Origin of the sequence: Bradyrhizobium liaoningense (assembly GCF_018130785.1) — a bacterium.
Taxonomy (GTDB): domain Bacteria; phylum Pseudomonadota; class Alphaproteobacteria; order Rhizobiales; family Xanthobacteraceae; genus Bradyrhizobium; species Bradyrhizobium liaoningense_A.
The window spans coordinates 166,233-190,995 of the sequence record NZ_JAFCJT010000008.1 but is presented as its reverse complement, the minus strand read 5'-3'; the positions used below and the strand labels follow the sequence as shown (position 1 = coordinate 190,995).

20 protein-coding genes are annotated in these 24,763 nt (G+C 63.9%); 12 read left to right on the top strand and 8 right to left on the bottom strand.

What is annotated here, in order from left to right; genetic code table 11:
* Nucleotides 1–158: 158 nt before the first annotated feature.
* Together JQ627_RS19485 and JQ627_RS19480 are read left to right on the top strand one after the other, a co-directional pair.
* Nucleotides 159–1,271 carry an NADH:flavin oxidoreductase/NADH oxidase gene (locus JQ627_RS19485; protein WP_212485759.1) on the top strand — a complete coding sequence of 371 codons (1,113 nt, stop codon included), beginning with the start codon at nt 159–161 and terminating at the stop codon, nt 1,269–1,271.
* Nucleotides 1,272–1,634: 363 nt separating this feature from the next.
* A complete protein-coding gene (locus tag JQ627_RS19480; protein WP_212485758.1) occupies nt 1,635–2,042 on the top strand; it encodes a hypothetical protein in 408 nt (135 codons plus the stop codon).
* Nucleotides 2,043–2,097: 55 nt separating this feature from the next.
* Here the strand turns inward: JQ627_RS19480 and JQ627_RS19475 are convergent, their stop codons facing one another.
* The gene (locus tag JQ627_RS19475; protein ID WP_212485757.1) at nt 2,098–2,343 is read right to left on the bottom strand and encodes a PilZ domain-containing protein; all 246 of its coding nucleotides are present in this window, start codon (nt 2,341–2,343) and stop codon (nt 2,098–2,100) included.
* Between the two features lie 320 nt (nt 2,344–2,663).
* Nucleotides 2,664–4,004 carry a DUF2235 domain-containing protein gene (locus JQ627_RS19470; RefSeq protein ID WP_212485756.1) on the bottom strand — a complete coding sequence of 447 codons (1,341 nt, stop codon included), beginning with the start codon at nt 4,002–4,004 and terminating at the stop codon, nt 2,664–2,666.
* A 276-nt stretch (nt 4,005–4,280) separates the two neighbouring features.
* Here JQ627_RS19470 and JQ627_RS19465 point away from each other — a divergent pair, with 276 nt between their 5' ends.
* Nucleotides 4,281–4,838 (top strand): hypothetical protein, encoded by a 558-nt coding sequence (locus tag JQ627_RS19465; protein ID WP_249143190.1) that lies wholly within the window; start codon nt 4,281–4,283, stop codon nt 4,836–4,838.
* 343 nt (nt 4,839–5,181) lie between these two features.
* On the opposite strand, the gene ftsZ is transcribed toward JQ627_RS19465, so the two are convergent.
* The 5 genes from ftsZ to rpmB all read right to left on the bottom strand — a co-directional run bounded on the left by ftsZ (nt 5,182) and on the right by rpmB (nt 11,324).
* Nucleotides 5,182–6,432: a cell division protein FtsZ gene (gene ftsZ, locus JQ627_RS19460; RefSeq protein ID WP_249143189.1), complete on the bottom strand. Its 1,251-nt coding sequence runs from the start codon at nt 6,430–6,432 to the stop codon at nt 5,182–5,184.
* A gap of 59 nt (nt 6,433–6,491) precedes the next feature.
* Entirely contained in the window at nt 6,492–7,037 is a 546-nt protein-coding gene (locus JQ627_RS19455; RefSeq protein ID WP_212485753.1) for a hypothetical protein, read from the bottom strand.
* A 253-nt stretch (nt 7,038–7,290) separates the two neighbouring features.
* Nucleotides 7,291–9,600 carry a S8 family peptidase gene (locus JQ627_RS19450; protein ID WP_212485752.1) on the bottom strand — a complete coding sequence of 770 codons (2,310 nt, stop codon included), beginning with the start codon at nt 9,598–9,600 and terminating at the stop codon, nt 7,291–7,293.
* A gap of 124 nt (nt 9,601–9,724) precedes the next feature.
* Nucleotides 9,725–10,720: an ATP-binding protein gene (locus tag JQ627_RS19445; RefSeq protein ID WP_312015782.1), complete on the bottom strand. Its 996-nt coding sequence runs from the start codon at nt 10,718–10,720 to the stop codon at nt 9,725–9,727.
* Between the two features lie 295 nt (nt 10,721–11,015).
* Complete coding sequence (gene rpmB, locus JQ627_RS19440) at nt 11,016–11,324, bottom strand: 50S ribosomal protein L28 (RefSeq protein ID WP_014490379.1); 309 nt, start codon at nt 11,322–11,324, stop codon at nt 11,016–11,018.
* Nucleotides 11,325–11,830: 506 nt separating this feature from the next.
* Between rpmB and JQ627_RS19435 the strand changes: the two genes are divergently transcribed.
* From JQ627_RS19435 to JQ627_RS19415, 5 genes are all read left to right on the top strand, one after another.
* Complete coding sequence (locus JQ627_RS19435) at nt 11,831–12,706, top strand: DUF3108 domain-containing protein (protein WP_409363812.1); 876 nt, start codon at nt 11,831–11,833, stop codon at nt 12,704–12,706.
* 775 nt (nt 12,707–13,481) lie between these two features.
* On the top strand, nt 13,482–16,853 hold the full coding sequence (locus tag JQ627_RS19430) for a helicase-related protein (protein WP_212485750.1): 3,372 nt from the start codon (nt 13,482–13,484) through the stop codon (nt 16,851–16,853).
* 25 nt (nt 16,854–16,878) lie between these two features.
* Nucleotides 16,879–17,148 (top strand): RNA-binding S4 domain-containing protein, encoded by a 270-nt coding sequence (locus tag JQ627_RS19425; protein ID WP_212485810.1) that lies wholly within the window; start codon nt 16,879–16,881, stop codon nt 17,146–17,148.
* A 132-nt stretch (nt 17,149–17,280) separates the two neighbouring features.
* A complete protein-coding gene (gene fdxA / locus JQ627_RS19420; RefSeq protein ID WP_014490375.1) occupies nt 17,281–17,619 on the top strand; it encodes a ferredoxin FdxA in 339 nt (112 codons plus the stop codon).
* 343 nt (nt 17,620–17,962) lie between these two features.
* A complete protein-coding gene (locus tag JQ627_RS19415; protein ID WP_212485749.1) occupies nt 17,963–18,754 on the top strand; it encodes a CarD family transcriptional regulator in 792 nt (263 codons plus the stop codon).
* A gap of 112 nt (nt 18,755–18,866) precedes the next feature.
* Here JQ627_RS19415 and JQ627_RS19410 read toward each other — a convergent pair whose 3' ends face one another.
* Entirely contained in the window at nt 18,867–20,078 is a 1,212-nt protein-coding gene (locus JQ627_RS19410) for a LysR family transcriptional regulator (RefSeq protein WP_212485748.1), read from the bottom strand.
* A gap of 155 nt (nt 20,079–20,233) precedes the next feature.
* Here JQ627_RS19410 and JQ627_RS19405 point away from each other — a divergent pair, with 155 nt between their 5' ends.
* The 4 genes from JQ627_RS19405 (at nt 20,234) to JQ627_RS19390 (ending at nt 24,711) form a co-directional block, all read left to right on the top strand.
* On the top strand, nt 20,234–21,205 hold the full coding sequence (locus tag JQ627_RS19405; RefSeq protein ID WP_212485747.1) for a PDR/VanB family oxidoreductase: 972 nt from the start codon (nt 20,234–20,236) through the stop codon (nt 21,203–21,205).
* Nucleotides 21,206–21,223: 18 nt separating this feature from the next.
* Entirely contained in the window at nt 21,224–22,330 is a 1,107-nt protein-coding gene (locus tag JQ627_RS19400; RefSeq protein WP_212485746.1) for an aromatic ring-hydroxylating dioxygenase subunit alpha, read from the top strand.
* Between the two features lie 115 nt (nt 22,331–22,445).
* Nucleotides 22,446–23,576, top strand: a complete 1,131-nt coding sequence (locus JQ627_RS19395) for an ABC transporter substrate-binding protein (RefSeq protein WP_212485809.1) — start codon at nt 22,446–22,448, stop codon at nt 23,574–23,576.
* A gap of 16 nt (nt 23,577–23,592) precedes the next feature.
* Complete coding sequence (locus JQ627_RS19390; RefSeq protein ID WP_212485745.1) at nt 23,593–24,711, top strand: 5-methyltetrahydropteroyltriglutamate--homocysteine S-methyltransferase; 1,119 nt, start codon at nt 23,593–23,595, stop codon at nt 24,709–24,711.
* The last annotated feature ends 52 nt before the right edge of the window (nt 24,712–24,763 follow it).

The window sequence follows — 24,763 nt, the reverse complement described above, 5'->3', positions numbered from 1 at the left end:
GGCAAGCGGCCGAGGGGCATCCCGGCCTTGTGATCATATGACGCGCGCAATGCATGGCGCCGCGGGCGGGCATGTCCGCCGCGCAGCTGGCAATTCGCCGTAGGGCCACTAAACTTCATGCAATCGCTTCCATTCCTCGATCCCCCGGAACTCCCCGCATGAGCGCTCTGTTTTCCCCGATCAAGCTGCGCGGCCTGACGTTGAAGAACCGCGTCGTCGTGTCGCCGATGTGCCAGTATTCGGCCGACGACGGCGTCGCCACCGACTGGCACTTCACCCACATCAACAACCTCGCGCTGTCGGGCGCGTCGATGTTCTGCATCGAGGCGACCCATGTGGAGGCGATCGGCCGCATCACGCCGGGCTGCCTCGGGCTCTACAGCGATGCGTGCGAGGCCGCGCTGAAGCAGATCCTCACCTCGGTGCGGAAACATTCCTCGACGGCGATCGCGATGCAGCTCGCCCATGCCGGCCGCAAGGCCTCCAGCGCGCGACCCTGGGACGGCGGCCAGCTCATTCCGCAGAGCGAAGGCGGCTGGCAGACGGTGGCGCCGTCGGCGCTGCCGCACAAGGAGGGCGAGGCCGCGCCGCTGGCGCTCGATGCCGCGGGCCTGAAGCGCATCCGCGACGCCTTCGTCGACAGCGCGAAGCGCGCTGCCCGGCTCGGCATCGACGCGATCGAGCTGCACGGCGCGCACGGCTATCTCATGCACCAGTTCCTGTCGCCGATCTCCAACCGGCGCACCGACGAGTATGGCGGTAGCTTGCAAAACCGCATGCGCTTCCCGCTCGAGGTGTACGACGCGGTGCGCGCGGTCTTTCCGCACGACAAGCCGGTCGGCATCCGGGTGTCGTCGACCGATTGGGTCGAGGGCGGCTGGGATCTGGCGCAGACGATCGAATTCGCAAACGCGCTGAAGGCGCGCGGCATCGACTGGATCGACGCCTCCTCCGGCGGCGTCTCACCGCTGCAGAAGATCCCGCTCGGTCCGGGCTATCAGGTGCAGTTCGCGGAGGCCATCAAGCGCGAGACCGGATTGCCCACCATCGCCGTCGGCCTGATCACCGAAGCCAGGCACGCCGAAGAGATCGTGGCATCCGGCAAGGCCGACATGATCGCGCTCGGCCGCAGCTTGCTCTACGATCCCCGCTGGGGCTGGCACGCCGCGGCCGAACTCGGCGGCGAAGTCGAAGCCCCGCCGCAATACTGGCGCTCGCAGCCATCGACGCAAAAGGCGCTGTTCGGCAAGACCACGTTCGGGGCAAGGTAGGGCGCGAGGAGGCGCCGCATATCGTGCGTGTCGAGCGATGGCGCGCCCCATGCTCCGCCGTCGTCCCGGACAAGCGAAGCGCAGATCCGCGATCGATATCGCGTGATCTCACGATTGCGTGCGGTATGAGTTGCCGCTGCACAACTTGACCTTCGAGTCTTCGCCAAATTTCTCCCTGGGGTTTCGCGACGAGCGCAGGCGCTCGCGCGGGGGTCCCGGATCTGCGCTTCGCTTGTCCGGGACGACAATGATGGGTGTAGCGCGGGCCATCGCCCCTTCACGCATCCGTAAAACTCCTCACCTTCCACGCACCGCAAAACTGGCCTACCCTCCCGCGCACCCAACTCCTCACGGAGGCCGGCCATGCGGTTTCGTGTTCGCAAGACTGCCCACGTTTTCGAACGTGTGGGCCTCGCGATGGCAGGCGCCGCGTGCGGGCTGTTCGTCGGCGCCTATGTGGGATCCGCGATTGCCCCGCTCACCACGCAGGGCTTCCTGCTGCTGATGATGCTGCTCGGCTTCGTCGGCTTCTATCTCGGCATCGACACGCCGCAGCTGCCCTTCGACGACGCGCACAGCACCATCGACGCCGCGGAATTCCTGAGCGCTGCCGGCACGCTCTGCGCGACGCTCACCGCGCTCGCCTCCGTCGCCGTCATCGTGCTGCGACTGGAGCCGCACATGGCGTGGACCTGGCTCGCTCTCGTCGGCTGGGTCGCCGGCGTCGCGATGCAGATCGTCGCGGGCACGAAGGCCAGGATGCGGAAGTAGCTTTCTTTCTGACCCTCCCCTCCAGGGCAGGGTTAAGCAAGCGTCTCGCTAGTCCTCAAAACACCACGCCGACGCGCGTGCCGCGCTTCCAGGCGATGCGGCAGCGCTTCTTGGTGTTGACGTGCAGCAGCTCGAACCTGTCGGGGATCGTTACCTGCCCGCCGAGATCGACGCAGGCGCCGCCGGGCGAGTAGTCGATCAGCGTGCAGGGGATCACCGGCGCGCGCGGGTCGGTGATGATCTTGGCCTGGCGGGACACCAGCCCGGAAGGTTTCACGCGGGCATGTCGACGCGGATGCATTGGCACTCTCCTCCAATTCCGCGGACGGCGCGGGTGGTCTGGAGCGGCATGATGGAAAAGAGTTGATGCGATCCGACTAAGGAAGGCCGGAGAATTTTAATGAAAAGTAGCCGCGAATGGAGAAAGCGCCGGTAGCGGGGTGCGGCGGCGCCGCACGGGCTCGCTTCCCCTCTCCCCTTGTGGGAGAGGGTGGATCGCCGCGCAGCGGCGAGACGGGTGAGGGGTCTCGCGCCTTGCGTGATGCTTTCTCGTTCGTGGAGAGGACCCCTCATCCGGCGCTTCGCGCCACCTTCTCCCACAAGGGGAGAAGGGAAGTCCCCCTACGCCGTCACAACCTCATTCGCCTCAGCGCCCACCCCCACACCCGGCCGCACCGGCATCGGCACCGTCACATAATCCTTCGGCAGATTCACCGGCCGATAGCCAGGCTCCGCCGCCATCCGCTTCACCACGCTCTCATGCACATGCGCGCCTTCGGGGATGACGCGCGGTTCGCAATCGGGGATGTAGAAGCCGAGCACGACCGTCCGGTCGGGCCACTCCTTGTACTTCGCGCTCTTCGGCAAAAATTCCAACACGCGCCAGGCGGCCGTCATCGAATCGTGCAGCTCGCCGGTCTTGCCGGTGTAGGCGGGCTCGACATACCTAAACGGCGAGTTCTTGCGCTGGATGCCCCAGGCAAGCTGGTTCACGGTGCGCGGGTTGAAGTTCAGCCCCGCCTTGGCGGCTTCCTCGATCATCCAGATCAGCGGATATTTGGATTCGCCGCTCTCGGCTTCCGGATAGCCGCCGCCGACGTCGCAATGCACGCCGGCGAACCACACCTGCATGATGTCCTGCGGCTCCTTCTTCTCGTCGGGCACGTAGCGGTTGCGCCAATAGTCCTGCGGCTCCTCATACTTTTTCAGGCGGAACATGCAGCGCCGCTCGTCGATCGCGATCGCCTGGCGGAAGATCTTGACGCTTGGATTGCGCAGCGTGAAGGCGAGCTCCTCCAGGCTGAACACGAAGAAGAAATTGTCGCGCCGCGGCACGATCACGCTCGCCACCGTGTCCCAGACCCCGATGAAGTGGATGGTCGGCCAGCGCGTCGAGGTGATTCGCGCGAACTGGGCGGCGAGGTCGAATTCGTCCTTCGGCAGCGGCCCCTGGTCGTCGATGGCGACGTCCTTGAGGTCCTCGATGTCGTTGCCGCGCCCGGTGCCGGAATATTGCTTGTAGGCGACGAGACCGCTCCCTGCGAGGTTCGCCTGCTCCGGCGAGATCAGGCCGATCTTGTGGATCAGCCCCGCCAGCACTCGCACGGTATAGGCGCCGCGCGAGAAGCCGAACAGGTAGATGCGGTCGCCCGGCGCGTAATGCTCGACCAGGAAGCAATAGGCCGACAACACGTTGTCATCGAGCCCGTAGCCGGTGGCGAGCCCCAGCACCAGGTTGACGTTGGCCTTGAGCCGGTGCCACGTCGAAGGCTCCGTCACCGTGCCGACGCCGGGATCGTAAAACACCATCTGCCGCGGCTGCGTCTTGTCGGTCTTGCGCAGGCAGCGATACAGCTTCAGGACGTTGGAGATGTTCTCCGAGATCTCGTTGCCGGTGCCGTCACAGCAGATGACGAGGTTTTTCGGCTCGGTTTTGGATTTGTGCTGGTCGTCGTGCTCCACGGTCAGCCCCTCCCGGTGATGCTACCGGGGCGAGTATAGCGGAACTGGATGGCCGCGAGGAGACGAAGTCGGCGTCGGCGGCATGGTGCTTCATTGCCCCATCATCTGTTGACATTAACCACCTGTTAACCATGTCGTCGCCTAATGTTGACGGTGGGGGTCACCATGTCGGCCCATATGACGCGACCGAAACTGATGCCTTTTTCGGCCGATCCAGCCTCTGGTTCGCTCGACCGGCTGGCGGTTCGCGTTACGGCTGTCCTACGGAGCAAAGCCATGTTCGGGAAGGACGATCTAGTGGACAATCTCAGCCGCGATCTCGATCGTGCGCGCCTGCGACGCGATGCACTCGCATCCGAAGCCACGACTCTGACGACTCAGATCGCTGAAATTGAAGCCCGCCTTACGGAAGAGAAGAACAGGCGGGAGCGTGAGCGCGTCCTGGGCGAGATCGAAGCGATCAGAACGCGAATCAAGCAAGCCGCCGGCGCGTTCGCACCCGTCGTCGATGGTCTCTCCAGGGCGATCGAGTCGGCCTCGGCCGTCGTGCCGGAGGCTCGTGAGCTCAACAGTTTTGTCGTGTCGGTGGCGACCGAAATCGACAGCGTGCTCGATCCCCTGTTGCGCGAACTCGATCAGCGCGCGGATGCGGTGCGGGCAGGACAGGCCGTGCTGGACCTCCCGCGTTCGGGCAGTGAAGCGCCCATCGTGCCGCCCATCGAGCCATCAAAAGACAGCATCGATCGCCTGCTTCGTTTCCCGGCATGGCTGTCTCGCGACAAGGAGCCGGAGAAAAAGGAACCGGCGGAGACCCCGCGCAGCACGGCAGCGTGAACGCGGCGATTGGTTTCCTTGCGGCCCATCCTTCGAGACGCCCGCCTGCGGCAGGCTCCTCAGGATGAGGTCGCGTTTTGCGGCGAGATATCGGAGCCTCATGGTGAGGAGCCCGCTCGCGGCGCGTCTCCGGACGATGCTTCGCGTCGCCGGGCGAAACCTGCAGGCCGAACTCATCCGGTAGCTTGAGATCTACACGAGGTCGTCATGCCCGGGCTTGTCCCGGGCATCCACGTTCTTTGCGCTGCGGAGAAAGTTCGTGGATGGCCGGGACATAGGCGAGCGAAGCGACGCCGTCCTTCAGACGGCTATGCCCGGCCATGACGATGTGGAGCCAGCCCGCTCAATTGGCCGAGCGGCGCAGGAAGGCCGGGATGTCGAGAAGGTCTTCGTCGGCCATGTTGCGCGGGGAGGAGCGGCCGTAGGGATCGAGCGGTTGAGGAGCCGCCTGGCGCGCATATTCCGGATTCGGCCTTGCCGGCTGCCCCTGGGGATGGCGCGCCGTCGGGCGGAGCGGCGGGCTTTCCACTTGCGGAAGCGGTGCACTGCGCTCGATGCGATCGGCGATGCGGCGGCTGTCGTCGCGCAGCCTGCCGGCGAGCTGCGTGAGTGGGGTTTCCGCCGGTCGCGCCAGGAGCGCCGGGTCGACATTGTCGATACCGGTCGCCACCACCGAGACGCGGACGATGCCTTCGAGGCTTTCATCGAACGACGCGCCGACGATGATGTTGGCGTCCGGGTCGGCTTCGTCGCGAATCCGGGTCGCGGCTTCGTCGACTTCGAACAGCATGAGATCGCGCCCGCCGGTGATGGAGATGATGAGGCCGCTGGCGCGCTTGATCGAGGGGTTCTCGATCAACGGATTGGAAATTGCGGCGACGGCGGCCGCGAGCACGCGCTTCTCGCCGGTAGCCTCGCCCCGTCCCATCATGGCCTTGCCCTTCTCCCGCATCACGGAGAGAACGTCGGCAAAATCGAGATTGATCAGGCCTTCCTTGACGATGAGGTCGCTGATGCAGGCCACGCCCGAATAGAGCACCTGGTCGGCAAGGGCAAAGGCATCGGCGAACGTGGTCTTCTCGCTTGCCACCCGGAACAGGTTCTGGTTCGGGATGATCAAGAGGGTGTCGACCGTCTTCAGCAGCTCCTCGATGCCGGCTTCGGCAAAGCGCATGCGGCGCTGGCCCTCGAAGTAGAATGGCTTGGTGACCACGCCGATCGTGAGGATGCCGAGCTCGCGCGCGGTCCTGGCGATGATGGGTGCGGCCCCGGTGCCGGTGCCGCCGCCCATGCCGGCGGTCACGAACACCATGTGCGCGCCGGTCAGATGATCGCGGATCGTATCGATGACCTCCTCGGCCGCGGCGCGTCCGAGTTCAGGCTGCGAGCCGGCGCCAAGGCCTGCCGTCACCTGGGTGCCCAGCTGGATCAGGCGCGTCGCCTTCGACATGGCAAGTGCCTGCGCGTCGGTATTGGCGACGACGAAGTCGACGCCTTGCAGCCCGGCCGTGATCATGTTGTTGACCGCGTTGCCGCCGGCGCCGCCGACCCCGAATACGACAATGCGGGCCTTCATCTCGCGAATATCGGTCATGCCAGTCATTTTGTCCTCGCGATTGCTCCGGCAGGCCGGGATGGAGAAGGGTTCGAGTGCTATCTGCGGGCCGCGCGGTCTGCGCCCACGATGGCCGCGGCCAGATGTCCCAATCGACGCGCGGCGGCTTGTCCGGCGGTCGCGCCGCCAGCCTGGCGACCGGTCCGCAAGTCCGCCACTTCGTCTTCCAGTCGTGCCGCCCACGCATTGGCTGCCGTCGTCTCGGCGGCCGCCTGTGTCAGCTCGACGGCCAGGCGATCGGCGCGCTCGCGCTCGCGCTCGAAAACCGCCCTGTAGGCGGCTGCGACGTCTTCGAGCCGCGCGATCTCCGCCTTCAATGCCTCGATCTCGAATGCCTCGGTCTTGAGTGCCTCGGTGTTGAATGTCTCGACCTCAGCCAGGGAGGCATCGATGGGGGCTGCCCGGCGGCCCATTCGTGGGCGGGGCGTGTAGCGGAGTTCGGCGAGATCGACGCTCACCAGGGCCTTGCCGTCATCCGACCGCGAGCGCGGCCAACGGCGACGTCTGGCAAGTGAACGCGCGGCCTCGCGCGAGATATTGAGGCGGGCACTGAGATCGGCATACGTCAACAACGCAACGCACATCGGCGCTTCTCCTGGAGCAAACCGGGAAGGCATTTCGGGCTAGTGATGGCTGGACGATTACCGCAGGCTAGGGTGCGTTGGTTAACGGACGGTTAACGCGGGAGGGGGGCTGTTTACGGGTGCCGTCGCGGCAGATGACGAGGTTTTTCGGAGCTGGCTTGGGATCTGGCTTGGGCGCGTGCTCCGCAATATGCCCCTCCTGGTGAGGCTAGCGGGGCGAGTATAGCGGAAAATAGACCTAAATTTCTCTGCACTATGCTTGTGCGTGGATCGGTACTCTCGGTCGTACTTGGATGTTCGTGAGAACCTCCTCATATATCTTAGCTTCTCCCGGCATCTCGATCGTGATCACTAGACCGAATGGAATTGGTTCATCGATCGGCGTCCCCTGGTCTCGCTCTCTCTGAATCTGAATTGGAATTGTCGCGCCGCTTGCGGCTTCGCCGATTTGCGAGCTTGTCCACCTACGATGAACGACAGTCCCGCTTTCGGATTGACTATTAGAGGGCTGATCTGACGTTGTACTTACGCCGGTCAACTGTAGAGAACCTCGTTCGAGCGAGTCGATCTTGAGCTTCACAGCCCGATAAGCCAGATGTCCAGGTCGAGTGGGTGTGAACCAAGCGAGTGTAGCCCTTATTTCTCGCATGGACGCTGACATCGTAAGCGACCTAGGCACTTGCAGATCAAATATCAGAGAATCTTCGGGACCAAGCGTTCCGGTTGCCCACAACGTCGCTCGGTCATTTGCACATGCAATGACGTTGTCGGGGTCAACGAATCCGAAGCCGAGGTAGCGGCTGACTTCCCGTCGCCAATGTTCGTGATGAAGTGTTGATGTCGGATCGACAATGGCGCGAACAAACACTTCGCTACCGCGCCAAGAAGCGGAATGAACGAGAAAAGCTTTCAGAAGAGAAGCACGCTCGGCCAACGGCATCGTTTCGATGAGCTGAGGGTAGGCTTGTTCAAGCGCATCGAAAATTCGGTGCCCTGAGTGAGTAGCCAGAGCAGCCGCCGCACTTGTGCCGATTGTGAAGTGTGTTCCAAGGGTTCCATTTTGCGAGGGAGATGCGGCTTTTAGTCCCCAATAGTGGCTTGGATGAGGATGTGGTGCTAGGCTTGTGGGGGAAGACGCAGGCTCGATCCTGACCCTCTCGCGTCCTCCAGCAAACAAGGCTTCAGGCTTAATCGCCCGCCGCAAACCAGGCCCAAGCCTTGAAGAGAAGTTTGGCATCTCTACGCCCACGAAGGGCGGGAAGGGTGTTGTGCCCCTAAAGATCTCTTGTGAAAAATCGTGGTGCCAAGCTCCGATCGTCAGCGAATTGATACTATCGGCAGGAGCAAGGACACGACGATCAGCCTTCACTGAGTCTATGCCGGCTAAAGTGGGTTGGACTCGCGCGTCAAGAGGTGCCGTGCTGAAACTTGCTTCATCTGGAAAGTCATTCAAAATGACTGACTGCCCTGAATTTCCAGCGCTTATGATGAAGAGTATGCCATATGTGTAAGACAAATAGTCGAGTGCACGGGCCCACGTGGATATCTTACCGGAGAAGGGCTTGGTTGTGTCGCCGAGAGATAGATTTACGATAATTACTTCTGCCCCATCAGTGCTCCTCATGCGCATGACGGCTTCGAAGATCACATCAATCACGAGTCTATTCTCGTCGAATCTTTCCACGCCGAATGCCGGCGCATACATAACGGGCCTGAAATAGATCTGACGGCTCAGCGGTGAAGGAGCATCATTCAGGTCACCGTGAACAACTAGCGACGCCATTGCTGTTCCGTGCACGCGCTGTCCGACCGCGCGGGTCTCAAGATCGTCGGGATCGTCTACTCTTAGCCGGTCGATGAGCAGCGGGTGGGCTTGAACCGGAATGGCATCGAAGACAGCCGCGATTGGTTGCTCTCTAAGAGGAGCCGTGCGTACGATCCCTTCTGAGATCATCTCGTCAGCGACATCAATAGCAGTCCCAATGCTCTGAGGAGTGATTGCGGCGATAGGGTCTGCGCCAGCAAGCGATGTCGGATCGAGCGCGGCGATACGGCGAATTTCCGCCGTAGGCACTTCGGCGAGGAGGGCGTGATATGCGAATTCTGGTCGACGAGATTGGTGGACAACCTGTCCACCAATCGTCTCAATGAGATGACGAGCGTCTCGTTCAGTCGATTGCGATGCTTCGATCGAGCTTCTGAAGACCAATTCAATCTCTAGCCCGAAGAATTCTGTGTCTGGCGCTCCATCCGCTAGAATATGGAAATACTCCCGATTCGCGCGTGAGACGCGATCAGTCGGTCCCCAAGGACGGACCGCGCGAAGCTGCGAGAACAGGTCTCTCCAGGGTGTGTAGTTTCTAGGGACACTACCTTCGCGTACCCACAATTCCCAAAGTGAAACGATTTGCTGCAGCGCTCCTAATTGGGGAACGAGCAGATAGAATTCGGGGCTTTGGTCGAAGTCATCCGCCTCAAGCTCTTCTTCGCCAGCAAACTCCAGTCCATCGATACGCTGGACCGCCTTGGCAAAATTCTGCACTGAGCCAGTGACCTCAAACACAAGAAGTCGCTCTGGAGCTAGACAGTTTGGGTCGGATCGAAGCCGAAGGGCCGCGTCAGGTCGATCCAGAATATCTTGGAGTAGAGAAAAGACAGGCCCGTGATTTTGTGCCTGTGCTTGCCGGTCAAAGCGCCTTGCCCGTCCTCCTCCGCTGCCCGATCGCCGCCTTGGGACGTCTCTTGGATCGTTTAAGCGTAGAAGCGGCTTCCGCGGGTCGTGAGGCATCTGGCGTTGCAGTAACCCTTGATATCCATAATTCAACCTGTTCGCGTAGAATATCCTTCAACTCGCGATTCGCGAGCGAAAGTATGTGCTGTCGTCGGACCGTTTGGCAGAAATCCAAAGCTTCGGCAAAACTGATCTCGCCAAGCTTACTGGCTAAGACACTCGCTGCCACACCCGCACTCTGCGGCCACCGTTCGAACTGGCAGTCCAAGAAGGCCGCAAGAGCTTCATGAGAGGGTGAGGGCATAGCTAATCGAAGTTCGAAGCGACGCCACACCGCTCGATCCAGTAACTCTGCGTGATTCGTGGCGGCGACGGTAACAACGTAGCTGGGCAGACGATCAATTTGCATAAGCAAAAACGAGACTACTCGCTTGATCTCGCCCGTCTCGTGGTTATCGCCGCGCTCTTTTCCGATCGAGTCGAATTCATCGAAAAACAAAACGCAAGGAACGGTGCGGGCATAGTCAAACAAGCGAGCCAAGCGAGTATTCGTCTCTCCTAAAAAGGAGCCAACGAGTGCATCGTATCGTACAGTAAAAAAAGGAACTGCTAGAGCTTCCGCGACAGCTTCTGCGACGGAAGTCTTTCCATTACCCGGAGGACCAGACAGCAGCAAACGATGTCGCGGCTGCATTCCGTGAGCTCGCAGCAAATCCGCTCGATGCTGTTCTTCAATAAGCTGCTTCACTTGCTGCGAAACGGGAAGCGGTAGAATCAATTCTTCCAGTCGCCGCCGTGGGACAGTCTCGATAATGCTGTCTTTGCCAGACTGAGCGCTCGCCGATACGACGTTGGCCGGCGGCGTAATTGTAACGGCGGATAGCGCCCTTTGCAGGCGATCGGCGAGTACATGATGATTCTTGCTACGCTCTTCTGCAACAGCAGCTTCCACGGATGAACGCAGGGCCGCTCGATCACCGGTAGCGCCAGCGCGAACTATTGATAGGAGAAGGTCACTTCGTGCCACCGATGAGCCCACAGCGAAGCAGTCTTGATGAAGCTAACATGAGCTGATGCCATATAGAAGGTCTGAGACCTCTCTCACAACTTGGGCTCTGATAGACGGCAGACCTCCCCAAAAACAAAAACGGCCGGATCTTTCGATCCGGCCGTCACGCAAAAACTCTACTTGGCTAAGACTACGCCACGCGACGCAACTTAGCCCCCGCCCATTTCAAAAAATTCGTTTAGCTCGCCTTCTTCGCCGGCGCGGTGTCGCCGACCTTCTTCTGGATGGCGCGCTTCAGCTCGAGGGCGCGCGGCGACAGGACGTCGGCGTTGGCCTTGAGCAGGAAGGGGTCGAGGCCGCCATTGTGGTCGACGCTCTTGACCGCGTTGGTGGAGACGCGCAGGCGCACGTTGCGGCCGAGCGCTTCGCTGATGAACGTCACGTTGACGAGGTTCGGCAGGAAGCGGCGCTTGGTCTTGATGTTGGAGTGGCTGACCTTGTGGCCGACGAGGGGGCCCTTGGCCGTCAGTTCGCAGCGGCGAGACATGGTAGAAATCCTCTTCTGTCCCCCAAACGATTTGCGGCCGCCATTCTGGGCGCCACGGGGGCTAATTCTGTGTCCTTGCAGGGAGCGGGCGGACGTATAGGGGGGAAGGGGCGGGACGTCAAGGCGAAGGGCCGTTTTTGGCCCGTCGTCCCGGGGCGCGCGCGAGCGCGAACCCGGGATCTCAGGCCGCAAAACCGGTGTCATCGCCCGCGCAGCAGGGCGATCCAGTGTTCCACTGGCGTCGCGGCTGGGGCCGAGGGGCCGCGGCGTACTGGATGCCCCGGTCTAGCCGGGGCATGACGGCGGAATGGGCGGGGCGAGGTGCGCGCCCCTGACGCGCCCCGATCACCAAAACGGCAATGATTAGCGCGCCTTACCATCACATAAAGGGCGTATTCGCCCCCGAAGTATCCGGTGGAGTTCCGCAAGCCGTCACGCCCGGACACATTGTTTGCCGCGGTTTTTGGCTTAAGTAACAACCGTTCGCGCCCCGATTGGATTGTTTCGTGCTCACATCTCCCCGACTTCTGCCCAAGCGCCTGGTCAGTCCGCGCTCTGCCGGCCGGCTGGCCTTCGCGGTCCTTTGCGGGCTCGTCGTGGCGTGGGGGGCGGATCCCGTGGCGGCGCAGGGCAAGCTCGAGGCGCAGTACGAGGCCTCGCTGGCCGGCATTCCCGTCGGCAAGGGCGCCTGGAACATCGACATCGGGGACGACGTGTTCGCGGCCGCGGCCTCCGGCGGCACCACGGGGATATTGAAGTCGTTCGCGGGCGGGTCCGGCACCGGCGCCTCGCAAGGCAGGGTGGTCAACGGCGCGCTGGTCGCGACCGGCTACCAGGCCTCCACCACCACGTCGAAGAAGACCGAACAGATCCACATCACGCTCGACAAGGGCAATGTGAAGGAGTTCGGCATCGTGCCGGAGCCGCCGGTCGATGCCGACCGCATCGTCGTCACCGACGCGCATCGCCGCGGCGTCTGGGATCCGATGACGGCCTCGCTGCTGCGCGTGCCCGGCACCGGCGACCCCGTGACGCCGGACGCCTGCCGCAACGCCGCGCCGGTGTTCGACGGCCGCATGCGCTACGATCTGAAGCTCGATTTCAAGCGCATGGAGACCGTGAAGGCCGAGAAGGGCTACAAGGGCCCGGTCGTGGTCTGCGCGCTCTATTTCGCGCCCGTGTCGGGCTACATCCCCGACCGCCCCGTGATCAAATACCTCGCCGCCCAGCGCAACATCGAGATCGCCTTCGCCCCCATCGCAGGCACGCGCATCCTGGTCCCGTTCTGGCTGAAAGTGCCGACGCCGCTCGGCCCGGCCATGCTGGAAGCGACCAGCTTCATCACGTCCCCCCAGCCGCCACGGGTCGCCAAGACGCAGTAGGGCTTTAGCCGCAGCCGTGCACTCCCCCTCAGCCCGTCATCCTGAGGTGGCCGCCTCTTCGGCGGCCCTCGAAGGACGACAGCCCGGCTCTTCCCGCGAAGATAGCTTGCTCCCCGCCACATCCGGGCCGTCCATCCTTCGAGGCTCCCGGCGCGATGCTGCGCACCGCGCCACTCGCACCTCAGGATGACGGGGCGGCGATTAATGTAATTCTTTCAACGACATGCCTACTGTGCATGGGGTTGTTTTCGCGAAAATGAGTTCGGGGTCGTGATCGGGGAATCCATTTGACTCCTCCCCGATTCTGATTCGACTCCGCGCCGTCCCCAATTTTAAGGAACCTGCCACCGAAACGCCGCTTGTGCGGTGGCGCAAAACTCCATCTAGTGCACAGCCAATAAGACTCCCGCGACATGTTGCGTGAACGGAACGGGACTCTGGCGGGAGTCAGCGATTCGGCCGCGATTCGTTCTAGAGTCGTTCCGAAGCTTAAAGCCAACGGGAAAAGCGTCGCAAAGTGAGACAGTTGCGCGAGGTTTGGGGAGGGGTGCCGCATTCTCCGCCGTCATGCCGCGGCTTGACCGGGGCATCCAGCACGCCGCGGCTTCTCGGCATGAGCAGCGCCGCCGCTGGAATACTGGATCGCCCGGCCAAGCCGGGCGATGACAGCGGTGTGTGCAGTGGGCGCTTCGCGCCTCAGGGCAAGCCCAGCCCTCAACACACCCCAAAACAGCACTGACATTCGCCCAAATCGCCACTACCTAATCCCCCAGACATGGCCTTCTCCTCCTCCCCCTTCGCTTCCGAGCGCGCACCCGGCGCGGGCGTCACTGCGGTGCTCGGGCCGACCAACACCGGCAAGACCCATCTCGCCATCGAGCGGATGCTGGCGCATCCCTCGGGGCTGATCGGGCTGCCGCTGCGGCTGCTCGCGCGCGAGGTCTACAACAAGATCGCCGCGCGGGTCGGCAGCGAGGCCGTCGCGCTTGTGACCGGCGAGGAGAAGATCAAGCCGAAGAACCCGCGCTACTGGGTTTCCACCGTCGAGGCGATGCCGCGCGATCTGGATGTCTCCTTCCTCGCCGTCGACGAGGTCCAGATCGCCTCCGATCTCGAACGCGGCCACGTCTTCACCGACCGCATCCTCAACCGCCGCGGCCGCGACGAGACGCTGCTGCTGGGCGCTGCCACGATGCGCCCCATCATCGAGCGGCTGCTGCCCGGCGTGTCCATGATCACGCGGCCGCGCCTGTCGCAGCTGGAATTTGCCGGCGACCGCAAGATCACGCGCCAGCCGCGGCGCACCGCCATCGTCGCCTTCTCGGCAGATGAGGTCTACGCCATCGCCGAGCTGATCCGCCGCCAGCATGGCGGTGCCGCCGTCGTGCTCGGCTCGCTTAGCCCACGCACGCGCAATGCGCAGGTAGAGATGTTCCAGAACGGCGACGTCGATTACCTCGTCGCCACCGACGCGGTCGGCATGGGCCTCAATCTCGACGTCGACCACGTCGCCTTCGCCTCCGACCGCAAGTTCGACGGCTACCAGTTCCGCCGCCTGACGCCGGCCGAATTCGCGCAGATCGCCGGCCGCGCAGGCCGCGCCACGCGCAACGGCACCTTCGGCACCACGGGACGCTGCGGGCCGTTCGAGCCCGAGCTCGTCAACGCGCTCCAGAACCACACCTTCGACAACGTCAAGATGCTGCAATGGCGCAATTCGAAGCTGGATTTCTCATCCCTCGGCGCGCTCCAGGTGTCCCTGAACCAGTCGCCCGGCCATGAGGCGCTGACGCGCGCGCCGATCGCCGAGGACATGCGCGTGCTCGACCACGCCGCCCGCGACGTCGAGGTGCGCGATATCGCGCATGGCAAGGCGGCCGTGGAACGTCTCTGGGACGCCTGCCAGGTCCCGGACTACCGAAAGCTGTCGCCGGCCGCCCATGCCGAACTCGTCACCACGCTGTACGGCTTCCTGATGCAGAAGGGATGCATTCCCGATGCCTGGTTTGCCGCCCAGGTCGACCAGGCCGACCGCGTCGACGGCGACATCGACACGCTGTCGGCCCGGATCGCTCAGATCCGCACCTGGACCTTCGTCGCCAACCGCCCGGACTGGCTGAAAGACCCCGAACGCTGGCAGGGGATCGCGCGGGAGGTCGAAAATAAATTATCGGATGCGCTCCATGAACGCTTGACTGAGCGTTTCGTTGATCGCCGGACCAGTGTATTGATGCGCCGCCTGCGGGAGAACACGAGCTTGAATACGGAAATCGGCAAGACCGGCGAAGTCATCGTCGAAGGCCATGTCATCGGCCGCCTCGATGGCTTCACCTTTGCACCGGATGCGGCGGAAGCCGGCTCCGATGCGAAAGCCTTGCAGGCTGCTGCGCAAGCGGTGCTCGCCGGCGAGATCAACGCGCGCGCCGAAAAGCTCGGCAATGCGCCGGACGATCAGTTCGTGCTGACCTCGGAAGGCACCATCCGCTGGACCGGCGATGCCGTGGCGCGCCTGTCCGCCGCAGAGGATGCGCTGCATCCGCGCATCCGCATCATCTCGGACGAGCGACTGACCGGTGCGCCCCGTGAGAAGGTGCAGGCCCGCCTCGAGCTCTGGCTCAAGACGCATATCGAGAAGCTGCTCGGACCGATGTTCGAGCTCTCAAAGGCCGAGGACGTCACCGGCATTGCCCGCGGCATCGCCTATCAGCTGGTCGAGGCGCTCGGCGTGCTCGAGCGTCCCAAGATCGCCAACGAGCTGAAGGATCTCGACCAGCCCTCGCGCGCCGTCCTGCGCAAATATGGCGTCCGCTTCGGTGCCTATCACATCTATTTTCCCGGCCTCTTGAAGCCCGCCGGGCGTGCGCTGGCCGCGCTGCTCTGGGCGCTGAAGCAGGACAATGTCGATCTGTCCTCGCTCTCGGGCGCGCAGCATCTGGCATCGTCGGGCCGCACCTCGTTCCCGGTCGACAAGCAGCTGCCGCGCGATGCCTATCGCGTGCTCGGCTACAAGCAGGCCGGCGAGCGCGCCGTCCGCGTCGACATCCTGGAGCGGCTCGCCGATCTGATCCGCCCGGCGCTGGCCTGGCGCGACAACTCGCCCGGCGAAAAGCCTGCCGGCGCGTTCGACGGCCGCAGCTTTGTGGTGACACAGGCGATGACCTCGCTCACCGGCTCGGCCGGCGAGGATTTCGCCTCGGTGCTGCGCGCGCTCGGCTATCGCATGGAGAAGCGTCCGCCGCTGCCGGCAAAGCCCGCGGCGCCTGCTGCTGCCGAGACGCCGGCTGCTGAAGCTTCCGCCGAGACGCCTGCGACCGAGGATGCCGCAGCCCCCGCGGACACTGCGATCGAAGCCGCCGCCGAGCCCGTGACCGTCGAAGATGCGCCCGGCATGGAGCAGCACGACGAGCCCGCGCAGGAAGAGCCGGCGCTCGAAGCGCTGGATGCCCCTGTCACGCCCGAGGATGCCCCGGGCATCGCGCCGCCGGCGGAAGAGGCTGCTGCGCCCGTCGAGGCTGCTGAAGCCGCGCCCACTGAGACCGCCGCAACCGAAGCGGCCGCATCCGCTGCTGCCGCCGCGCCCGTTGAGGCTGCCGCCGCGCCCGCCGAGCCCGAACTCGTCGAGGTCTGGCGTCCCGGCGGCCGTCACGAGGATCGCAAGCCCCGCCACGAGCGCCATCGCCACCAGCGTCACCACCATCAGCGCCCGCAGGCGGGCGCAGAGGCGGGTGCTGCACCAGCGGAAGGCGAGGCCGCGCAGTCAGCCGACGGCGAGAGGCGCGGCGAGCGCCATCGTCACGGCGGTCATCGCAGGGATGGGGCCAGGGATTTCCGCAAGCCGCGCGAAGGTGGCGCCGAAGGTACGCCGCGCCAAGAGGGGCGCGACGACAGGAACCGCCGCTTCGAAGGCAAGGATCGCGACAACAAGGATCGCGATCGTAACAAGGGCAAGTTCGGCGGAGATCGCGACAAGGGCCGCGACAATCGCGGTCGTGACCGCGACAAGGGCCGCGATCGCCAGGGCGGGCCGTCGCTGCGTCCCTACGCCTCGAGCGCCAACCCGCGCGAGCGCGATCGCCCCGCCGATCCGAACTCGCCCTTCGCCAAGCTCGCCGCGCTGAAAGAGCAGCTGTCCGGCCGCAAGGAGTGATCCCACGACGACCGAGCGGCAGCGCATCGACAAATGGCTGTGGCACGCGCGCGTGGTGAAGGCGCGCACCTCCGCGGCCGAGCTCGTCGTCACCGGCCACGTCCGCGTCAACGGTGAGCGCGAAACGTCGCCGGGCCATGCGATCAAGATCGGCGACGTGCTCACCATCGCGCTGGATCGCACCGTGCGCGTGCTGAAGGTCACCGCCTTCAACGAGCGCCGCGGCGATGCCGCCTCGGCCCGCGTGCTCTACGAGGAGCTGAGCGAAGGCAATCAAAGTTCTGCGCGCGATTAATCGCGCTTGGAATTCATTTCTTGGTCGATCAAACACATAAAGCCGTCATGATCGGCCGTTCCCGACCTTGCGGCGCCGGGCCATCCGCGCTACGCAAGCCGCGACTTTTAAAAGAGCTTTTCGGAGCGTTGGATGACTTACGTCGTCACTGAAAACTGCATCAAGTGCAAGTACACCGACTGCGTCGAGGTCTGCCCGGTCGATTGTTTCTACGAAGGCGACAACATGCTCGTCATCCATCCTGACGAATGCATCGACTGCGGCGTGTGCGAGCCGGAATGCCCTGCCGACGCCATCAAGCCGGACACGGAACCGGGCCTGGAAAAGTGGCTCCAGGTCAACGCCGACTACGCCAAGAGCTGGCCGAATATCACCCAGAAGAAAGAATCACCTCCCGACGCGAAGGAATTCGACGGCCAGGAAGGAAAATTCGAGAAATATTTTTCTCCGAACCCCGGCTCGGGAGACTAATTACCGCCCAAACTTAACCCTAATACCTTCGTCAGCGCCGAAAACCAGCCCTCAAGACCCCTAAATCATTGATTTTTGCGGGAAATGTGCTATATTGAGCACATTAAGCCGAACCCGTCAGCCCCGTTGGCCCCGCTGGGTTCCCGTGAAACCAAATGTCGAACAGGGGCGTGGCAGTTTCCGCGCGCAGGCTGTGTCACAGAAAACGCGTAAAAAGAGTACTTCAGCGAGGGCTTCCCATAAGGAGGCCAAAAAAGTCGCCGCGGCCAGCCGTAGCGCATCCAAGGGTCGGACCGCGACGAAGGCGCCGGCTGCAAAGTCCTCGAAGAACAAAAGAAGCGCAATGCCTAACAAGACTGCCAAACCGGCCGCGAAAGCGACCGTTGCCAAGCCTGCTGCTGCCAAGGCTCCCGCTGCCAAGCCGGCCGCGCCGAAGGCTCCCGTTGCTGCTGCTCCTGCCAAGGCTCCCGTCGCTGCCAAGCCGGCCGTGAAGGCTGCTGCGCCTGCGCCAAAGGTCGAGGAAAAGAAGGTCGTGACCCAGCGTCAGGGCTTCAAGGCCAACGAATTCGTCGTCTATCCCGCTCACGGCGTCGGCCAGATCCTGGCCATCGAGGAGCAGGAGATCGCCGGTGCGAAGCTCGAGCTGTTCGTCATCAACTTCATCAAGGACAAGATGACGCTGCGCGTGCCGACCGCCAAGGTTGCGAATGTCGGCATGCGCAAGCTGTCCGAGCCCGCGCTGGTGAAGAAGGCGCTGGAGACGCTGAAGGGCCGCGCCCGCGTCAAGCGCACCATGTGGTCGCGCCGCGCCCAGGAATACGAAGCAAAGATCAATTCGGGCGACATCGTCGCGATCGCGGAAGTCGTGCGCGACCTCTACCGTTCCGAGTCGCAGCCCGAGCAGTCGTACTCTGAACGCCAGCTCTATGAAGCGGCGCTCGATCGTCTGTCCCGCGAGATCGCGGTTGTGCAGCACTCGACCGAGACCGAAGCGGTCAAGGAGATCGAGGCCCAGCTCGCCAAGAGCCCGCGCCGCACCAACGCCAAGGCGGAAGCCGCCGACGGCGAGGGCGAGACGGATGCCGACGGCGACACCGATGGCGACGACACCACCGTCGCCGACGAGGCTGCGTAAGCTTCTCGTCGCGTCGATTGCAACAGATCAAAAGCCCGGCCGGTTTGGCCGGGCTTTTTGTTCGACGCGAGCGGTGGTGATCAGCTCGCCGCCGGATCCTCTCCATCGACCGTCACCTGGCGCGCGCAAGCTTCGCCGCTCTCTGGTCGAGGATCTCCAGAAAAGTCCGTTGCGCAGCCGTCAGCGGCTGGTCCCTGCGGTAAGTCAGTCCGATCGCGCGTGAGTTGGCGGGAAGTTCGACCGCAAGCGCCTTCAGTCCCTTCGCTTTGGTCCTCAGCTTCGCGGGCGAATAGGTCAGCAATGCGATGACGTCGCTGTTCATGACCATCTGCTCGGCGAGCGCGAAAGTGACGATCTCGCAGGTCTGCGACGGCGGCACCAGGCCCTGGCCGATCAGAAGCTCCTCGAAATAGCGGCGCGTCGGCGTGCCGTGCGGCGCGACGACCCAGTTCTCGCCGACGAGATCTTTCAGCTTGCGCCGGCCCTTGGCCAGCCGATGATCCGCCCGCGCAATCACGGCGAAGAATTCGTCGTAGAGATGCCGCTCCTCGAGAACATCGTAAGGTGGCGGTTCGCGCAGCGGGCCAATGACGAAATCCAGCTCGCCTTGCCGCAGTCCATCGATCAACGCGGCGTAGCTGCCGGTGACGGCCTGGAGACGGACGTGCCGGTGGCGGCTCAGCATCTCGCCGAACACCTTGACGACGATGTCCTGCTCGGAGAACGGCAGCAGGCCGACCGCAACGCGTCCCGTCACCTTGCCGGACAGCGCCTCGAGCTGCTCCGGCAGCGTCATCACGTCCATCAGAAGTTTTGTGTGCAGGTCGGCGAGGATGACGGCGTCGCCGGTTGCCCTCATGCCGGAGCGCGTGCGCTCGAAGGCCGGCCGGCCCGTCGCCGCGGCGATCCTGGCGAGCGCGCGGCTGATGTCGGGCTGGGACCGCTCGAGATATTCGGCGGCTGCCGACACGCTGCCGGTCTTCCTGATCGCGCTGACGGCGCTGAGCAGCTCCCAGGCGAGATGATGGCCAAGATCGGCAATGCGTGCGCCGGACGCCCTGAGCGCCTCCTGAGCAGCCTGGATGCTCGACATCATGTGGCGGCAGCGCGCGATGACGATTTCGCCCTGCGAGGTCGGCTCCATGCCGGTCCAGCCACGCGCGAACAGATGCTGGCGCAGCCGGCCTTCGACTTCGGCTATGGCGCGCGACAGGCTGCTCTGGCTCGCGTTCAGCTGCTCGCTTGCACGCGCGAGGCTGGCATAGCTCGCCACCGCGCTGATGACCCGCACCTGCTTGATCGTGAGAATGGGTGTTCTTTTCATGGATGCGTTGCGAGACCCGGGACGCCGGTAGGCTCGGTATAATATTCGTTTTTTGCAAGTTCTATTTCAAAACCTGCATAATCATCCCGCGCCCTGTCTTGCTAGCTAGAGACGATAACAACGCGACGCCGACCTGGCGTTGCCCGGGAGGTCTCATGTCCGGCAAGGGTATCGATGCTGTCGTGCTCGCGCGCCGCGCCCTGACCGGGCGCATCGCCGAGTTCTGCATCGGACGTGCGGACGGCCGCCCTTTGCCGATGGTCGAATCCGGCAGCCACATCGAGCTGCATTTTGGCGGCGGTGAGCACCGCTTCGTGCGGCACTATTCCATCGTTGGTCCCCTGACGCTCCGCGACGATCCCGAGCCTTTCTGGCGCATCGCCGTACAGCGGGAGGATCGCGCCCGCGGCTCCGCATTCATTCACGACCATTTTCGTCCCGGCACTGCGCTGACCATCTCGCGGCCGATCAACGCCTTCCGCTTGGCGCGCCGTCAGGCGCACACGTTGCTGGTCGCGGGCGGCATCGGCGTCACACCGATGGTCGCGATGGCGCGCTCGCTGCGGGCGCGGAACGTGGATTTCGCGATGTTCTACGCGGGGCAGGATCGCGCCGCGATGGTCTATGCCGGTGAGCTGGAAGGCCTGTGCGGCCATCGCCTGACCCTCCACGAAAACAGGCGCGACGGCATTCCCGATCTTGCCAGTCTGCTGTCCGGTCAGCCGGCCGACACGGTGGCCTATGTCTGCGGTCCCGGCGCGATGATCGAAACGTTGCGAGATGCCGCTGCCGCGCTCGGCTGGAGCAGGGAGCGCGTCCGCTTCGAAGTGTTTAACGCCGCTCACAGGCCCGATGACGGTGATTTCGAGGTGCGGCTGTCGAGCGGCCGACGCGTCAAGGTTGGCGCGGGGACGACGATCCTCGATGCGCTCGAATGTGCCGGCGTCGATACGTTGTCGAGCTGCCGCCGCGGCGAATGCGGTCTCTGCATCACAGACGTCGCGGGATGTGACGGCGCGCTCGATCATCGCGACCACTATTTCAGCGACGAGGAACATCGCGCCGGCCGTCAGATCGCCATCTGCTGCTCGCGGATCACCGGCCGCGCGCTCGCGCTCAACGTCTAGCCCCTAGGAAAGGTGCCGATGGATACGATCGACCTGTCCCGACCGACCGACGAAGCTGTCTTCGCCGCGATGGAGCCACGGGAGCCCGGCGATTTCGCCAACCATGCGACGCCGCTGATCCGAAACTGCTGGTACGCCTGCGCGCGAGCGAGCGAGATCGGCCGCACACCGCGGGCTCGAAAACTGCTTGGTATCGATGTCGCGCTGTTCCGGACCGAAGCCGGCGCGCCCGTCGCGATGCGCAATCGCTGCCCGCATCGGTCGTTTCCGCTCGCGCGCGGCAAGCTCGTTGGCGATCGTCTGGTCTGTGGCTATCACGGCATGGAGTTCGGGCCCGACGGTGTCTGCGCGCACATGCCGGCGCTCACGCAGGCGCCCGCGACTGCTACCGTGCAAACGTTCCCGGTCGTGGATCGCGGGCCGCTCACCTGGATCTGGATGGGCGCACCCGATCTCGCCGACGAGGCGCTGATCCCCGACACGTCATGGCTCAGCGACCCCGCCTGGGGGACGGTGACCGGCAGTTTTCACATCAGGTCCGATTACGTGGCGATGCATGAAAACCTCATCGACCAGACCCATTTTCCGTTCCTGCATCCGGGCACGGTGGGCACGCCGGAATATGCGCGCTCGAAGCTCAGCGTCTCCACGGAGAACAATCAAATCGTGATCCGGCGGGAGTTGAAGGACGCGTCGCCGCCGGGCGTCTACGGCAAGCCGGCCAACATCATGCACAAGCGTGTCGATCGCGCCTCCGAGGCGCGTTTCGTCTCCCCGGCGCTGCACACCGCCTTCGCCAGCGTGCGCGACGGCGCGCCCGATCCGGGCCAGCCCTCGCTCTACCGCTACAACATCACCCACGTCTTCACGCCGGAGACCAACAACTCCATCCATTACTGGTGGTTCAACTCGCGCGACTATCGTCCTGGCGATCCCGAGATCGACAAGTTCATGTTCGAGGCGCATTCGCAGGCCTATCACGAGGACGTCGAGGCGCTGGAATGGATCAACGAGGTGGTGCGCACCGACGGCGAAGCGCAGTTCGACCTGAGCTTTGCGCCCGACAAGCCGGGTCTGATGGCTCGCCGCATCATGTATCGCCTGTCGGCCAAGGAAACGCGCTAAGCGGCGCGTGTGAGTTCTGACGACCAAAAACAACATCGCAAGGGAGGGACGAGTGAGGAAGCAATTGAAGAACAAGTTGGCGACTTGGGGCATCGCCGCGGTAGCGGCACTGGGAATGGCAACGGCGGCCCACGCCGCCGATCCCATCAAGATCGGCGTGATCATCCCGATGACCGGCCCGTTCCAGTCGAACGGCAAGCAGATCGAGGCGGCGATCAACGCCTACACCAAGGCGAAGGGCGATACCGTCGCCGGCCGCAAGATCGAGTTCATCCTGCGCGACGATCGCGGCGCGCCCGATAACGCCAACAGGTTCGCCCAGGAGCTGATCGCGCAGGACCGCGTCTCGATCCTGACCGGCTTCGGCAACACGCCCGCCGCGCTCTCGGCCGCTGCGTTCGCCGCCAAGGCGAAGGTACCGCAGGTGATCATGGTCGCCGCGACATCGTCGATCGTCGAGAAGTCGCCGTACATCGTGCGCACGTCGCAATCGATCCCGCAGATCGCCAGCGTCATCGGCCAGTGGGCGCCGAAATCAGGTCCGAAGACCTATGTCAGCATCGTCTCCGAATACGGTCCGGGCCTCGACGCCGAGGAATGGTTCGCCAAGACCGTCGAAGCCCATGGCGGCCGCGTCATCGAGAAGCTGAAGGTTCCCCTCGCCAATCCCGACTTCGCGCCGTTCCTGCAACGCGCGGCCGATGCCAAGCCGGAAGCGCTGTTCGTGTTCGTCCCGACCGGTGCGGGCGGCAACTTCATGAAGCAGTTCGTCGAGCGCGGTCTGGACAAGGCCGGAATGAAGCTGGTCGCGATGTCGGACCTCACCGACGACGATCTCCTCAACAACATGGGCGATGCCGCCCTCGGCGCCATCACCGGCGGGCCATACTCGGCGAGCCACGACTCGCCGGAGAACAAGGCTTTCGTCGCGCAGTTCAAGGCCGTCAATCCCGGCATGCGTCCCAACGTTGTCGCCGTCGGCGCGTGGGATGCTCTCGAGCTGATCTATCGCGCCGTGGAAGCGACCAAGGGCGACACCAATGGCGATGCCCTCATCGCGGCGATGAAGGGGCAGAGCTGGAACAGCCCGCGCGGGCCGATCTCGATCGATCCCGCGACGCGCGACATTGTCCAGAACATCTACATGCGGAAGGTCGAGCGTCACGACGGCGAGCTCTACAACATGGAGTTCGAGACCTTCCCGAACGTGAAAGACCCGGCGCATGGCGCGTCGGAAGCGAAATGATCGACCGAGGTCTCCCATGACGAACGCCTCCCTGAACGCACCGGTCCGCGCCGACACCGTCGGCAGCCTGCTACGCCCGGATAGTCTCCACGCCGCGCGCCGCCGCCTCGAGCTTGGCGAGATCGATGCGGATGCGCTGCACGAGATCGAGGACCGCGCGATTGCCGAGGTCATCGCCTACCAGGAAGGGCTCGGGCTCCCCGTCGTCACCGACGGCGAGTTCCGGCGCGAGAACTGGTGGATCGATTTCGTCCGCAAGCTCGAAGGCGTGGAGATCGTCGCAGGCGGTGGGACGGCGTTCGCAACCAACGAGGCGCCGAGATACGTCCCGAAATCGGTACGAGTCTCGGGGCGGGTGGGCGCAGCCGGGCCGATCCTGGTCGACGACTTCCGCTTCGTGCAGAACCACGCCAAGGCCGTCGCGAAGATCGCCGTGCCGTCGCCGACGCGGTTGCATTTCCATGGCGGCCGAAAGTCGGTCTCGAAGGAAGTCTATCCCGATATCGAGGCCTTCTTCGCCGACGTTGCGGCGGTATACCGCCGCGAGATTGCCGCGCTGGAAGCGGCCGGCTGCCGCTACATCCAGATCGACGATCCCCTGCTCAGCTACTTCCTCGATCCTAACCTGCGCGCCGAGGTCGTCGCCGACGGCGACGATCCCGACACGCGGCTGCGGCGCTACATCCGCCTGATCAACGACTGCATTTCGGAGCGGTCTCCGGCGACGAGGATCGGCATCCATATCTGCCGCGGCAATGCGCGCAGCACCTGGCTGGCGGAGGGAACGTACGAGGGCCTCGCAGATACCTGCTTCGCGTTGCTCAACGTCGACCGCTTCCTGCTCGAATATGATGACGAGCGCAGCGGCTCGTTCGCGCCGTTGCGTTTCATGCCGAAAGGTAAGCAGGTCGTGCTCGGGCTGGTCACGACCAAGCATCCCCAGCTTGAGGACAAGGAAGTCCTCAAGCGCCGCCTCGACGAGGCCGCCAAGCTAATCGATCCGTCGTTGCTCGCGCTCAGCCCGCAATGTGGCTTCGCCAGCGTGGTCGAAGGCAATCTGATCACGGAAGCCGATCAGCGCGCCAAGCTGGCGCTGGTGGTGCAGACGGCAAGGGAATATTGGGGCGCGGCGTAGGGCGGGCTAGCGCAGCCAACCCGGTGTCGTCCTGGCTCGCGCTACGCGCGCT

Bases quoted from the DNA above. Each gene is read 5' to 3' on its own strand.
- JQ627_RS19485 (WP_212485759.1), top strand. From the start codon at position 159: ATGAGCGCTCTGTTTTCCCCGATCAAGCTGCGCGGCCTGACGTTGAAG.
- JQ627_RS19480 (WP_212485758.1), top strand. From the start codon at position 1,635: ATGCGGTTTCGTGTTCGCAAGACTGCCCACGTTTTCGAACGTGTGGGC.
- JQ627_RS19475 (WP_212485757.1), bottom strand. From the start codon at position 2,343: ATGCATCCGCGTCGACATGCCCGCGTGAAACCTTCCGGGCTGGTGTCC.
- JQ627_RS19465 (WP_249143190.1), top strand. From the start codon at position 4,281: ATGTTCGGGAAGGACGATCTAGTGGACAATCTCAGCCGCGATCTCGAT.
- ftsZ (WP_249143189.1), bottom strand. From the start codon at position 6,432: ATGACCGATATTCGCGAGATGAAGGCCCGCATTGTCGTATTCGGGGTC.
- JQ627_RS19455 (WP_212485753.1), bottom strand. From the start codon at position 7,037: ATGTGCGTTGCGTTGTTGACGTATGCCGATCTCAGTGCCCGCCTCAAT.
- rpmB (WP_014490379.1), bottom strand. From the start codon at position 11,324: ATGTCTCGCCGCTGCGAACTGACGGCCAAGGGCCCCCTCGTCGGCCAC.
- JQ627_RS19430 (WP_212485750.1), top strand. From the start codon at position 13,482: ATGGCCTTCTCCTCCTCCCCCTTCGCTTCCGAGCGCGCACCCGGCGCG.
- fdxA (WP_014490375.1), top strand. From the start codon at position 17,281: ATGACTTACGTCGTCACTGAAAACTGCATCAAGTGCAAGTACACCGAC.
- JQ627_RS19415 (WP_212485749.1), top strand. From the start codon at position 17,963: ATGCCTAACAAGACTGCCAAACCGGCCGCGAAAGCGACCGTTGCCAAG.
- JQ627_RS19410 (WP_212485748.1), bottom strand. From the start codon at position 20,078: ATGAAAAGAACACCCATTCTCACGATCAAGCAGGTGCGGGTCATCAGC.
- JQ627_RS19405 (WP_212485747.1), top strand. From the start codon at position 20,234: ATGTCCGGCAAGGGTATCGATGCTGTCGTGCTCGCGCGCCGCGCCCTG.
- JQ627_RS19400 (WP_212485746.1), top strand. From the start codon at position 21,224: ATGGATACGATCGACCTGTCCCGACCGACCGACGAAGCTGTCTTCGCC.
- JQ627_RS19395 (WP_212485809.1), top strand. From the start codon at position 22,446: ATGGCAACGGCGGCCCACGCCGCCGATCCCATCAAGATCGGCGTGATC.
- JQ627_RS19390 (WP_212485745.1), top strand. From the start codon at position 23,593: ATGACGAACGCCTCCCTGAACGCACCGGTCCGCGCCGACACCGTCGGC.